At 69.0% G+C, this 12,990-nt stretch carries 11 protein-coding genes and 1 pseudogene; 9 read left to right on the forward strand and 3 right to left on the reverse strand.

From position 1 onward, the window contains the following. The first annotated feature begins 1 nt into the window (after position 1). The 5 genes and pseudogenes from HWX14_RS13725 (at position 2) to HWX14_RS13745 (ending at position 5,973) form a co-directional block, all read left to right on the forward strand. Positions 2 to 1,273 carry an MFS transporter gene (locus HWX14_RS13725; protein WP_175883210.1) on the forward strand — a complete coding sequence of 424 codons (1,272 nt, stop codon included), beginning with the start codon at positions 2 to 4 and terminating at the stop codon, positions 1,271 to 1,273. Positions 1,274 to 1,300: 27 nt separating this feature from the next. Next, on the forward strand, positions 1,301 to 3,721 hold the full coding sequence (locus HWX14_RS13730) for a glycoside hydrolase family 31 protein (RefSeq protein ID WP_175883211.1): 2,421 nt from the start codon (positions 1,301 to 1,303) through the stop codon (positions 3,719 to 3,721). Positions 3,722 to 3,825: 104 nt separating this feature from the next. Continuing rightward, the gene (locus HWX14_RS13735; protein WP_175883212.1) at positions 3,826 to 5,013 is read left to right on the forward strand and encodes a porin; all 1,188 of its coding nucleotides are present in this window, start codon (positions 3,826 to 3,828) and stop codon (positions 5,011 to 5,013) included. Positions 5,014 to 5,377: 364 nt separating this feature from the next. Next, positions 5,378 to 5,542, forward strand: a pseudogene (locus HWX14_RS13740) (BCCT family transporter); the annotation flags it as partial. Positions 5,543 to 5,661: 119 nt separating this feature from the next. Then, entirely contained in the window at positions 5,662 to 5,973 is a 312-nt protein-coding gene (locus tag HWX14_RS13745) for a hypothetical protein (RefSeq protein ID WP_175883213.1), read from the forward strand. 102 nt (positions 5,974 to 6,075) lie between these two features. On the opposite strand, the gene HWX14_RS13750 is transcribed toward HWX14_RS13745, so the two are convergent. Then, a complete protein-coding gene (locus HWX14_RS13750) occupies positions 6,076 to 6,924 on the reverse strand; it encodes a class I SAM-dependent methyltransferase (protein WP_175883214.1) in 849 nt (282 codons plus the stop codon). Between the two features lie 164 nt (positions 6,925 to 7,088). Between HWX14_RS13750 and HWX14_RS13755 the strand changes: the two genes are divergently transcribed. From HWX14_RS13755 to HWX14_RS13765, 3 genes are all read left to right on the forward strand, one after another. Then, positions 7,089 to 8,552, forward strand: a complete 1,464-nt coding sequence (locus tag HWX14_RS13755; RefSeq protein WP_175883215.1) for a metallophosphoesterase — start codon at positions 7,089 to 7,091, stop codon at positions 8,550 to 8,552. Positions 8,553 to 8,599: 47 nt separating this feature from the next. Continuing rightward, complete coding sequence (locus HWX14_RS13760) at positions 8,600 to 9,952, forward strand: cytochrome c peroxidase (protein ID WP_244130250.1); 1,353 nt, start codon at positions 8,600 to 8,602, stop codon at positions 9,950 to 9,952. A 96-nt stretch (positions 9,953 to 10,048) separates the two neighbouring features. Next, positions 10,049 to 10,327 (forward strand): hypothetical protein, encoded by a 279-nt coding sequence (locus HWX14_RS13765; protein ID WP_175883217.1) that lies wholly within the window; start codon positions 10,049 to 10,051, stop codon positions 10,325 to 10,327. 84 nt (positions 10,328 to 10,411) lie between these two features. Here HWX14_RS13765 and HWX14_RS13770 read toward each other — a convergent pair whose 3' ends face one another. Further along, entirely contained in the window at positions 10,412 to 11,905 is a 1,494-nt protein-coding gene (locus HWX14_RS13770) for a PLP-dependent aminotransferase family protein (RefSeq protein ID WP_175883218.1), read from the reverse strand. A 203-nt stretch (positions 11,906 to 12,108) separates the two neighbouring features. On the opposite strand from HWX14_RS13770, the gene HWX14_RS13775 reads away from it, so the two are divergent. After that, the gene (locus tag HWX14_RS13775; protein WP_175883219.1) at positions 12,109 to 12,459 is read left to right on the forward strand and encodes a hypothetical protein; all 351 of its coding nucleotides are present in this window, start codon (positions 12,109 to 12,111) and stop codon (positions 12,457 to 12,459) included. 108 nt (positions 12,460 to 12,567) lie between these two features. Here the strand turns inward: HWX14_RS13775 and HWX14_RS13780 are convergent, their stop codons facing one another. Beyond that, complete coding sequence (locus tag HWX14_RS13780; RefSeq protein WP_175883220.1) at positions 12,568 to 12,990, reverse strand: DUF6691 family protein; 423 nt, start codon at positions 12,988 to 12,990, stop codon at positions 12,568 to 12,570.

Genomic DNA, 12,990 nt, shown 5'->3' on the forward strand with positions numbered 1-12,990 from the left:
AGTGAAGACAGTCAAGGCGTTGCGGTGGTGGATCATCGTGCTCGTGTGTCTCGGCACGATCCTCAACTACCTCGCACGGAATTCCCTCGCGGTGCTCGCGCCCGAACTCAAGCAGGTGTTCGCGATCTCGACGCAGCAGTACTCGTACATCGTCGGCGCGTTCCAGATCGGCTACACGATCATGCAGCCGGTATGCGGGTTCATCGTCGACCTGATCGGGCTGCGGCTCGGGTTCGCGCTGTTCGCGATGCTGTGGTCGGTGGTCGGCGTCGCGCACGGCTTCGCGTCCGGCTGGCTGTCGCTCGGCATCCTGCGCGGCTTTCTGGGCCTGTTCGAGGCCGCCGCGATTCCGTCGGGGATGAAGGCCGTCGCCGAATGGTTTCCCGATCGCGAGAAATCCGTCGCGGTCGGCTACTTCAACGCGGGCACGTCGCTCGGCGCCGCGATCGCGCCGCCGCTCGTCGTGTTCATCTCGATGCGCTTCGGCTGGCAGGCGGCGTTCATGGTCACCGGCGCGCTCGGGTTCCTGTGGGCCGCGCTCTGGTACACGCAGTACCGCTCCCCGGCCGACCATCCGCGCCTCACGCCGCAGGAGCGCACGCTGATCCGCGACGGCCAGGCGACAATGCCGCCCGTGTCGAAGCGCCGCATCCGCGACGTCGTCACCGCGCGGCGCTTCTGGGCGATCGCGTTGCCGCGCTTCTTCGCGGAACCCGCATGGCAGACCTTCAGCTTCTGGATTCCGCTGTACCTCGCAACCGAGCGCCACATGGCGCTCACGCAGATCGCGGTATTCGCGTGGATGCCGTTTCTCGCGGCCGACCTCGGCGGTATCGCGGGCGGCTACCTGTCGCCCTACCTCGCGAATCGCTTCAAACTGCCGCTCGTGTGGTCGCGCGTCGCCGGCGTCGCGCTCGGCGCGGTGCTGATGCTCGGGCCGGCGATGATCGGGCTCGTGTCGTCGCCGTACACGGCGATTGCGCTGTTCTGCGTCGGCGGCTTCGCGCACCAGATGATTTCCGCGCTCGTCAACACGCTGTCGGCCGACGTGTTCGATCCCGAGGAAGTCGGCACCGCGAGCGGCTTCGCCGGGATGGCCGCGTGGATCGGCGGCCTCGGCTTCTCGCTGCTGGTCGGCGCGCTCGCCGACAAGATCGGCTACGCGCCGCTGTTCGCGTGCCTCGGCCTGTTCGACCTCATCGGCGTCACGCTGCTCGCGCTGCTGATCCGCGGGCAGTCGAAGCAGGAACGCCTGCTCGCGCAGCACGCCTGACACCCGTTTTCACCAGGAATCGCACTCATGACTTCGCTCCTTCATCCGCCCGTGTTCCGCGTCGCCAGCCACCACGCGAACCGCGTGCTGCTCGCGTCCGATACCGGCGCCACCGTCGAAATCTTCGTGCTCGAGACCGACATCGTGCGAGTGCGCGTGCTGCCCGACGCGACGGCGCGCAACCCGCGCACGTGGACGATCGCGCCCGGTCTCGACGACGTGCCGCTCGACGGGCGTGACCGCGTCGACCTGAGCGGTTTCGCGCTGCCCCACTACGACTTCGCCGAGGACGACGATGCCGTGCGCATCGAAACCGCGCAGGTTCGGCTCGCGGTGCGCCGTCAAGGCGGCCATTGCACGTGGTCGATGCGCGACGCGGACGGCGCATGGCGCATCGCGCTCGCCGACCGCGCGACGCAGGCGTACAACTTCGGCTGGTGGGACGATCGCGCGTATCACTACGTCGCCCGCGAGCGCGGCGACAAGGTATTCGGCCTCGGCGAACGCGCGGGCGAACTCGACCGCACGGGCGCACGCTTCGAGATGCGCAACATCGACGCGATGGGCTATAGCGCGAAAAGCACGGACCCGCTGTACAAGCACATCCCGTTCTACATCACGTGGTCGCCGGATGCGTGCCAGGGGTTCGGGCTGTTCTACGACACGCTGTCCGACTGCTCGTTCGACATGGGCCGCGAGCTCGACAACTACCACGGGCTCTATCGCTATTTCGTCGCCGAGCACGGCGATCTCGACTACTACTTCATCGCGTCGCCCGATACGCCGCTCGCGGCCGCGCGGCGCTTCACGTGGCTGACCGGGCGCCCGGCGCGCACGCCGAAATGGGGGCTCGGCTATTCGGGCTCGACGATGAGCTACACCGACGCGCCGGACGCGCAGCAGCAGATGAACCAGTTCGTCGAGCAGTGCGACGCGCACGACATCCTGTGCGATTCGTTCCACCTGTCGTCGGGTTATACGTCGATCGGCGCGAAGCGCTACGTGTTCAACTGGAACCGCGACAAGTTCCCCGATGCGAAGGGTTTCGTGCAGCACTATCGCGACCACGGCATCCGCCTGTGCGCGAACATCAAGCCGTGCCTGCTGCGCGACCATCCGGCCTTCGACGACGCCGCGCAGCGCGGGCTGCTGATCCGTTCGGCCTCCGGGAAGCCCGCGTGGGTGCAGTTCTGGGACGAAGTCGGCGCGTACATCGATTTCACGCAGCCGGACGCGTACCGCTGGTGGCGCGAGCAGGTCACGTCGGCGCTACTGGAATACGGGATCGAATCGACCTGGAACGACAACAACGAATACGAGATCTGGTCGCCCGACGCGATCGCGCACGGCTTCGGGCAGCCGTTTCCGGCGCGCGAGGCGAAGGTGCTGCAGACGATGCTGATGATGCGCGCGTCGCGCGACGCGCAGCGCGCACATGCGCCGGCGCGGCGGCCGTTCCTCGTGTCGCGCTCGGGCGGCGCCGGCATGCAGCGCTACGTGCAGACGTGGTCGGGCGACAACTACACGTCGTGGGAAACGCTGCGCTACAACCTGAAGATGGGCCTCGGGCTCGCGCTGTCGGGCGTGTCGAACATCGGCCACGACATCGGCGGCTTCTCCGGCCCCGCGCCGTCGCCCGAACTGCTGCTGCGCTGGGTGCAGTTCGGCATCTTCATGCCGCGCTTCAGCATCCATTCGTGGAACGACGACGGCACCGTCAACGAACCGTGGATGTACCCGGAGATCACCGCGCAGATCGCGTCGCTGATCAAGCAGCGCTACCGGCTGCTGCCCTACCTCTATCACCTGCTGTGGCTGTCGACGACGCGCTACGAACCCGTGCTGCGGCCGACCCTCGCCGATTTCCCCGGCGATGCACGCTGCTACGACGCCTGCGACGACATGATGCTCGGCGACGCGCTGCTGGTCGCGCCGGTCGTCGATCCCGACCGGACCGAACGCACGGTGTACCTGCCGTCGGGCGCACGCTGGACGTGCTGCGCGAGCGCGCAGTCGTTCGACGGCGGCGCGAGCGTGACGCTGCCCGCGCCGCTCGACACGCCGGTGATGCTGCTGCGCGAAGGCCGCGTGCTGCCGTTGAACGTCGCCGAACAGCATTTTGGTGCGCGCGCCGATATGCGCGGCTTCCTCGTCGCTCCGCGCATCGAGGACGGCGTCGCGTACGGCGAATGCGTCGAGGACGACGGCGAGACTGAAGCATGGCGCGACGGCGAATATGGCCTGTGGCGCATCGAGACCGGCCGCGAGGCATCGGGCGTGCTCGGCGTGTCGGTCCGCTGGGACGGCCGCCCGGCGCGCCCGGCCGACCGCGTCGAGATCCTGCTGCCCGCTTCGCTGCAAGGCCCGGTTGCCGTGCGCGGTGCACATGTCGAGCAGGATGCGCGGGACGGTGCGTGGCGCCGCCTCGTCGTCGCGTTCGACCACTGAGCCAACCCGATCAGGCGGGCCGTTCGCGCGGCCCGCCGCCTGCCACAGAGGAGGCATTCAACCTCCCGCCCCGTTGAAAAGATGAAGAGACCCGGAGATCGACAATGAAAGCACCCGTCAACCGTTATGCAATCCTGATTTTATCGGCTGCGTCGCTCGGCACGACCTCGGCCCATGCGCAGAGCAGCGTCACGCTGTACGGCGTCGTCGACGATTCGATCGCGTACGTGAACAACCAGCAGGGGCACTCGAACATCTACCTGCGCGACGGCAACCTGTATGCGTCGAAGTTCGGGCTGCGCGGCGACGAGGATCTCGGCGGCGGCACGCACGCGATCTTCGACCTGCAGGCCGGCGTCAACCTGAATACGGGCGCGCAGGCCGCCGCCGGCACGATGTTCAATCGCCAGGCCTTCGTCGGCCTGCGCAACGCCAGCTACGGCACCGTGACGGCCGGCCGCCAGTACACGCCCTACTTCCTGTTCGTCGGCCCGTACGCGTCGAGCAGCTGGCTGACCGGCGCGACCGGCGCGCATCCGGGCGATATCGACGGCCTCGACACGACGATCCGCGTGAACAACTCGGTCACCTATACGTCGCCGACCTTCGCCGGGCTGACCGCGAGCGCGATGTACGCATTCGGCGGCATTGCCGGCGCGACCGGCAAGGGCAACACGTTCAGCGCCGCGCTGCGCTACGCGAACGGGCCGATCGGGATCGCGGCCGGCTACCTGCGGATCAACAGCTCGGGCTCGTCCGCGGGCTTCCTGAACCCGGCCACCGCGTCGTCGGGCAGCTTCGCGGTGTCCGTGCTGAACCAGGGCTACCTGACCGCGAAGGCCGTCGAGCAGGTCGCGGCGGCCGGCAACTACACGCTCGGCGACCTGACGATGGGCCTCAACTATTCGAACGTGAAGTACCTGCCCGGCAACGGCTCGGCCTTCACCGACACGGCCGTGTTCAACACCTACGGCGCGCTTGCCGCGTACCGCTTCACGCCGACGTTCTCGGTGGCCGGCGCCTTCGCGTACACGCTTGCATCGAAAGCGAACGGCGTCGCGAACGCGGCCCGCTATCAGCAGTACTCGCTGAAGGAGTCGTACAGCCTGTCGAAACGCACGACGCTCTATGCGCTGCAGGCGTACACGCATTCGAGCGGGCGAACGCTGGGCGCGCAAGGCGCCGGCCACATCGTCGACGCGGCGCCGATCGTCGGCGATTCGCAGCAGCTCACGCCGTCGACGACGCACGGCCAGTTCGTCGGCATGGCCGGGATCGCCGTCACGTTCTGAAGCCGCCCGACGGCGCCTTTCGTTCGCCGTCTTCTCCCTGGACGATGCGCATGCCGTGCGCGCCGTCCGGGTGTCCGATATGCGTTCGCCTCAGCGTTTTTCCCGCCTCGCCGGCGCGCCGCGCGGGTTTTCTCGATCGCCCCGATACCCTACAATCCGTCAGGTTCATCCCTGCTGCATACCCCTTTCTTGCAGTCCTGACACCCGCGGTACACTCGACGCACGCCGTATCAGGGTCCGACGCGCGACGTGCGCGACGTGCGCGACGTGCGCGGGCCTCGTTGCGCCTCGTTGCGCCCACAACTGGATGCCCGTCATGCCGAATCCCCGTTCCTCGCCCCGCACGACATTCAAGCCGCAGGTCGTCGTGCCCGCTTACTTCGGCTTTCGCTGCAACCTGCCGCTCACGCTACGCTCGGGGCCGTTTCCGGTGCTACGCGAGCGCATCAACGGATGGATCGACCACACCGTCGATACGTTCGCGCTTATCGGCACGGTCGCCGGCATCAGGACGACGCTCGCCTACGGACTGTGGCGCGGGCTCGCGGTCAACCGCGCGCACTGTCAGGACGAACGCGACGTGTCGCTCGCGGCAGACACACGCACGCACCTGCTGAGCCGTGCGCCGGGCCACGCGACGGAGGCCGAATGAGCGAACTGCTGCAAAGCCGCGCGGCCGACGTCATCGCGCTCGGCACGCTCGCCGTGCTGTACCTCGGCGGCGCCGGCATCGCGCTGTGGCGAATCCGTGCCGCGGCGCCGGTCGGCAAGGTTTACTGGATCGTCTGCGCGGCGCTGCTCGCCGGCGGCGCCGTCGCGATGGGCGGCAACCTGTCGCCGGTGCCGAACAGCGGCGAAATGCCGCCCGGTTTCGCGCTCGGCGCCGAGGCGGTCCTGCTCGGGCTTGCGCTGGTCGCCGGTGGCTGCGCGTGGCTGATGCTGCGCGCGCGGAAGCGCTGACGCACGCAGGTCGCGCGGCCCCGCTTCGTCACGCGGGCACGGCCACGTGCGGGGCGAACGGGTTGCCGCCCCTTCCCTGATCCGCTGCTTTCACGCGCTGCATCATACGGACGGCGCACGCGCCGTCACGAGCCAGCACGCCGCATCGAAGCGCACCTCGGCGCCGTGCACGTACCGCTCGAACGCCGCGCGCATCGTGTCGATCACGCGCCGCCGCGTCGCTTCGTCCGTCTCCAGCAACGCAAGGCCGACGGAGCCCAGCCGGGCAATGTAGTCGTCCAGCGCGGACGCCGGCAGCATGCACGCCCGGTCGACCGGCTCGATCGCAACGTCGGCCCAGCCGCTGTCCGACAGCACCGACATGACCCGCTGCCGGTCGCCGAACGCGAACTGCCCCGGCGCGCCGGGCTGCCGCGCGGGCAGGTTCGGCAGCAACGGCGCGGCCGCCCGCTCGGCCGTCGTCATGAACGGGTTGTCGGCCGCGCCGCGCCACGCGACGAACCGCATCTGCGCGCCCGGTCGCGCCGCCTGCCGCAGGTTCGCGAACGCGCGTACCGGATCGTCGAAGAACATCACGCCGAGGCGCGACACGATCAGGTCGACGCTCGCCGGCTCGAACGCGTGCGTCTGCCCATCCGCGCACACGAACCGGGCGGGCACGCCGCTGCGTTCGGCACGCGCCCGTGCGGCGTCGATCATCCGCGCCGAAATGTCGATGCCCGTGCACTGGGTGTTCGCGCCGAGCCGTTGCGCGATCGCGAGCGTGACCGCGCCCGTGCCGCAGCCGACGTCGAGCACGCGGGTCGCAGACGATGCCGCCGCGGCATCCGCGAGCAGCGTTTCGAACGGCTCGAACATCCGGTCCAGCGACGCCTGCACATCGACCCATGCGCGCCCGGACGGACCGTTCCATAGCGCCGATTGCGCTTCATTGGGCGGGTTGGCTTCCATCGTCGATTCCCCTTCCGATTCATTGATGACGAACCGGACTGTGCTGCTTCAAGCCGGCTTGAAGTCAAGGCTGGCCCGCGAGCGCCCCGTCACACCCCGTTTTCACATTTCTTACATTCGCGCTGCGTATCGTTGACGACTTTCCTACGGCGCCTCCCCCACCCATGCGACGATTCCTCACGCGCGCGCTGCTCCTACGCTGCGCGCCCCTTGTTGCCCTCGCCGCGCTGTCCGCGTGCTCGAATCACATCGATACGCCGGACGATCCGGCCAGCGCGTCGGCCAACGTCCAGGCCGCATGGGTCGAGATCGGCGATGCGAACCAGGCAATCGCGCGCGTGATCACGAACTACACGCCTGCGTCGGCCGGCGATCCGCTGTGCCCGCAACTGAGCGTCGACGGCAAGGTGTCGCGCATGGCGCTGCGCGCGGGCGCCGCGACCGTCGCCCAGCGGACGACCGCCAGCGACCCGGCCGATTCGAAACCGTCGAGCTTCCCGGTATCCGTCTGCGAAACCACGCTGCCGGCCGGCGCGCAGGCGGCGAGCGTCGCGGGCCGCACGCTGCCGCTGCCGAAAGCGCAGCCGCAGCGCATCGCGATCATCGCCGACACCGGCTGCCGGATGAAGAAGGCCGACAACGCATGGCAGGCGTGCAACGATGCCGCGGTCTGGCCGCTCGACACGATCGCGGCCAGCGTCGCGAAGCTGTCGCCCGATCTCGTGCTGCACGTCGGCGACTACCACTATCGCGAGAACGCGTGCCCGCCGGACATCGCCGGCTGCAAGGACAGCCCGTGGGGCTACGGCTGGGATACGTGGCAGGCCGACCTGTTCCGCCCGGCCGCGCCGCTGCTCGCGAAGGCGCCGTGGGTCGTCGTGCGCGGCAACCACGAGGAATGCGCGCGTGCGGGCCAGGGCTGGTTCCGCTTCCTCGACCCGCGCCCGTATTCGGCCGCGCGCTCGTGCGACGATCCGGCCAACGACAACAACGCGAACTATTCGGAACCCTATGCGGTGTCGCTCGGCGGCGGTTCGCAGGTGATCGTGTTCGACACCGCGAAGGTCGGCCGTACGCCGCTCAAGACGACCGACGCGCAGTTCGGCATCTACCAGAAGCAGTTTCAGACCGTCGCATCGCTCGCGTCGAAGGCCGGCATGACGACGACGATCTTCACGAACCATCATCCGATCCTCGCGTTCGCGCCGATCGCCGGCAGCACGCCGGCGCCGGGCAACCTCGCGCTGCAGTCGGTGATGTCGAGCCTCAACGCGCAGGCGTACTACCCGCCGGGCGTGCACGTCGCGCTGCACGGCCACGTGCACGATTTCCAGGCGATCAACTTCTCGTCCGGGCATCCGGCGACGATCGTGTCCGGCAACGGCGGCGACAATCTCGACATCGCGCTGCCCGACCCGTTCCCGGCCGGCCTCACGCCCGCGCCGGGCGCCGTGATCGAGCGGCTGTCGCACAACAACAGTTTCGGTTTCCTGATCATGGAACGCAACGCCGCGCCGGCGACGGGCTGGATGTTCCATGCGTATTCGGCGGCCGGCAAGCTACTGGCGTCGTGCAATCAGTCGGGCAGGACGCTCGCCTGCGACAAGACGGGGTTCATCGCGCCGTGACGGAAGAAGTTCGATGTGACGGCCACGGCGCGCGTGGCCGGCAGGCGCTGCACACGCTTGCCGCGACCCTGCTCGCCGGCCTGACGCTCGCGGCTCACGCCGCGCCGGCCGAAACGGTCCTGCTTCCCGGCGCGCCGCCGTCGCGCGTCGTCGACACGATCGGCAACGGCACGCCGCAGGTAACGAGCAAGATCGACGCGGCCACCGCGCGCTTCGCGCCCGACCCGACGCTCGTCGCGCTCGGCCGCCGGATCTTCTTCGACCCGCGGCTGTCCGAGCCGCGCGGCATGTCGTGCGCGGGCTGCCACGATCCGGGCCGCGCGTTCGCGCCGACGCTGTCGGCCGCGTCGCTCGCGGGGCCCGGCGTGCCGGAAGGCAGCCGGCCCGGGCGCTTCAGCCAGCGCAATGCGCCGTCGCTGCTGTACGTGCGCTACGTGCCGCGCCGCCACTTCTACCAGGACGACGATGCGCCCGCGCCGTCGCCGTTCGGCGGCCTGTTCAGCGACGGCCGCGCGGATACGCTCGCCGAGCAGATCCGCGGGCCGCTGTTCGATCCGAACGAGATGAACAACCGCTCGCCGGCCGCGCTGCTGCGCAAGGTCGAGGCGACCGAGCTCGCGCCCGATCTCGCCGTGCGCTTCGGCGCGTCGGTGCGGCGCGATCCCGAGCAACTGGTGCGGGCGCTGGGTTCGGCCGTCGAAGCCTATCTGCAGAGCGACGAGATGGCGCCGTTCACGTCGCGCTTCGACGCGTTCCTGCGCACGCGCAAGCCGCTCGCGCCGGCCGAGATGCGCGGCCTCGCGCTGTTCCGGAATCCGGACAAGGGCAATTGCATGACCTGCCATACGCTGTCGGACACGTCGAGCCGCCCGGAGCGCTCGCTGTTCACCGATTTCGGCTACGACGCGATCGCGGTGCCGCGCAACCGCGCGCTGCCGGCGAACCGCGATCCGCGCCATTTCGACAACGGACTGTGCGACACCGCGCGGCGGCTGCGCTGGCCCGAACCGACGCAATGGTGCGGCTACCTGCGCACGCCGGGGCTGCGCAACGTCGCGGTCAGGCAGACCTTCATGCACAACGGCGTGTTCACGACGCTGCGCGACGCGGTCGCGTTCTACAACACGCGCTCGACCGATCCCGGCTTCTGGTATCACGGCGCCACGACGTTCGACGACGTGCCGGCCGCCTATCGCGGCAACATCAACGTCAATTCGACGCCGATGAACCGCCGGCCCGGTATGCCGCCCGCGCTGACCGACGCAGAAATCGACGACATCGTCGCGTTCCTCGGCACGCTGACCGACGCGCGCTATACCGGCCGCGCCGCCCCGGCCGCCCCTGGGGCCTCTCTGGCCCCCGTGGCCCGGATCTCGCGCACCGTCGCGCCGGTGCGCTGACCCTGGCCGAACGGCCAATCGACACGCCCCCGCTTGCGGTCAGCGCAAACACTGGTTATATTTACAGTACTGTATTTATGAACAGTGAGGTGCGCGATGGAACATCTGGTCCGTATCGTCAACGACACCGATCGCCAAGTGCTGGCGTGGCTTCGTGCCCAGGTCGGCGATGCCCGCGTCGAACGCGCGGCGCGTCAGCTCGGGCATACGCGCAAGCCGTTTCCGTCCGCCGTGTGCCGGTATCTGGGCATGAGCGCGCCGGCCACGCTGCGCCCGGCCCCCGCCCGGCCGCGCGCGGCACGCGATTTCTCGGTCGGCGATCGTTACCTGTCGCTGATCCGCCAGCACCTCGCCACGCACTCGGTCAGCCGATGAAATGGCGGCGGCTTGCCGCTTCGGTACCGCGTCCGGCCGGAGCACTCGCGTATTCGGAAGTCCGGCCGGCCGCCGCCGTCGCGCTCATGCGGCCGCCATGGCTTCCCGTACGAGGCGGCCGAGTGTGTCGAACGCCGCCTCGTGCGCCGCATCGAACACACGCGTGCAGGCGAGCCGGATATAGCCGTCGAAACGGTCCGAATTCGAGAAGATCGAACCGGGCGCGATCTTGACTCCATGCGCCAGCGCGGCATCGAACAGCGCATCGGAGCGCACGCCTGCCGGCAACGCGATCCACAGCAACATCCCGCCCGGCGGCTGGTTCATCCGCGTGCCGGCCGGGAAATGCCGCGCAATCGCGTCGATCGTCACGTCGCGCTGCACGCGCAACTGTTCGCGAAACCGGTGCAGGTGCCGATCGAATGCGCCGGAGCCGACGAATTCGGCGGCCACGGCCTGCAGCAACGCGGCGTTATGTCGACTCTGAGCGAATTTCAGCATCCTCACGCGCGCCTGCCAGCGGCCCGCACTCATCCAGCCGAGCCGCATCCCGGGAGCCAGCACCTTGTTGAACGACGGGCAGTAGATCACCGTGCCGTCGCGGTCCCATGCCTTGACCGGCCTGACTGCCTGCGGCGCCTCGACGAGTTCGCGATACGGCTCGTCCTCGATCACGGCCACGCCGTGGCGCGAACACAGCGCGACGAGCGCGGCCTTGCGCTCGTCCGGCATCACGCAACCGAGCGGGTTTTGCAGGTTCGGCACGACGACCACGGCCCGGATGTCCGGATAGGCAGTCAGTGCCACCTCCAGCGCCTCGATCGACAGGCCCGTCGTCGGGCTGGCGGGGATTTCAAGCGCCCGCAGGCCGAGACTTTCGAGCAACTGGATCAGGCCGAAGAAGGCCGGCGATTCGATCGCGATCGTGTCGCCGGGCCGCGCGACCGCACGCAACGCCAGATTCACCGCATCGACGCCACCGCTCGTCGACATCACGTCATCCGGCGTCAGCGTCACGCCGTACGACAGCGCGCGTTTGGCCATCGTCTGCCGGAATTCGGGCGAACCGCCGACGGGCCCCGCATCGGTCAGCAGCGTGGGCTTGCGCCGCAGCAGGCGGATCGCCAACGCCTGCAGGCGCTCGGTCGGATACAGCGCGGCGTGCGCGGATGCGCCGCCGAGATTCAGCGCATCGGTCGCCGCGTTCGCACGGTCGATCACACGCGATACGCGTTCGTGCAGGCCCGCGAACGGCGGCTCGATGCTCAGCGGCGGCCCGTCGCTTTCCGGCAGCGTGTCGAGCACGGCCGCCGCGCGGCGCCGCACGAAATACCCAGAACGCGGCTTCGCCTCGCACCAGCCCGTCTCCTCGAGTCGACGAAACGCCTGGATCGCGGTCGAGAGGCTCACGCCATGCTGCGCCATGAACGCGCGGACCGACGGCATCCGGTCGCCGGGCGACAACGTGCCGGCCGCGATGATACGGCGGTAATGTTCGGCGAGCCGTTCGTAAAGCGGCTCGCCGTTCATCGGCAAAGGCGTGCGGGATGCGTCGGCGAAAGGCGTCATGCGAGCCATCGTGCCCGCGCCCCCCGGCACACGCCAGATACAGATTCGGGGAAAACCCACCGATACAGCGGCTCGAAATCATCGCCTGCACCGCAACAGATTCCCGTCCCCTGAATCTGTCGTGCGCGCGCCCGTTTCCCTAACCTGATTGCACGCTGTCGCCTCGTCGTCGCGAGGCCGCGCAACCGAAGCAACCGGGAAAAGGAATCGCCATGCGGACACAACACCTTCGGCTCGCCGCCGGGCAAAGCCACTTTGCGTGGTTCGACAAGGGCAGCCAGATGATCGTGCTGGACGGCGCGCTCACGGTCACGCTGCGCCACGGCGGACTCGACTGGCTGCCCGATGCACCGCAATACCTTCGCCGCGAACTCGCCGAAGGCGAATGCCTGACGGTCGAAACAGCCGGTCACGTCGCGCTGTCAGCTGGCGGCACCGGCGCGGTCAGCACGACGATCGTGGAACCCTCGAGCCGAACAGGCGTGCGCTCGGTGTGGCGCGAGATCCTGCGCCGGCTGTCCGGCCGAGTACGCGGCGGCCGCCACGTAAGCGGGCATTTCTGATATCGCGACTTGCTTGTCGCAGGAGGCGCGGGGGCGCCATCGCATCATCGCGGTGCCCAACGAACGCACGACGTTCCCGGCATCCTCGGGCGCGCAGCGCGCCCTCCGTCACGGTGCGCTTCGCCGGCGCTCGATCCACTCGAACAGCGCCATCCCGGCCAGCATCGCGACGACGAACCCGATCCCCTTGGCCGCCCCTAAGCCGATCGACACGATCGCGGGCCCCGGGCAGAAGCCGGCAATCCCCCAGCCGATGCCGAACACCGCACTTCCCGCGACGAGGCGTACGGTGATGGTGCGAGCGGCCGGCAACTGCATCGGCAGGCCGAGCCACGACCGTGTCCTACGCTTCGCCCACGCGAACGCGAACACCGCGACACCGATCGCGCCCGCCATCACGAACGCGAGCGACGGATCCCAGCGGCCCGCCAGGTCGAGAAAACCGAGCACCTTCTGCGGATTGGCCATGCCCGACACGATGAGGCCGATGCCGAACAGCAGCCCCGCCAGAAACGCGAATCCTGCCTGCAT

Source organism: Burkholderia sp. BCC0044, assembly GCF_902832955.1.
Classification (GTDB): domain Bacteria; phylum Pseudomonadota; class Gammaproteobacteria; order Burkholderiales; family Burkholderiaceae; genus Burkholderia.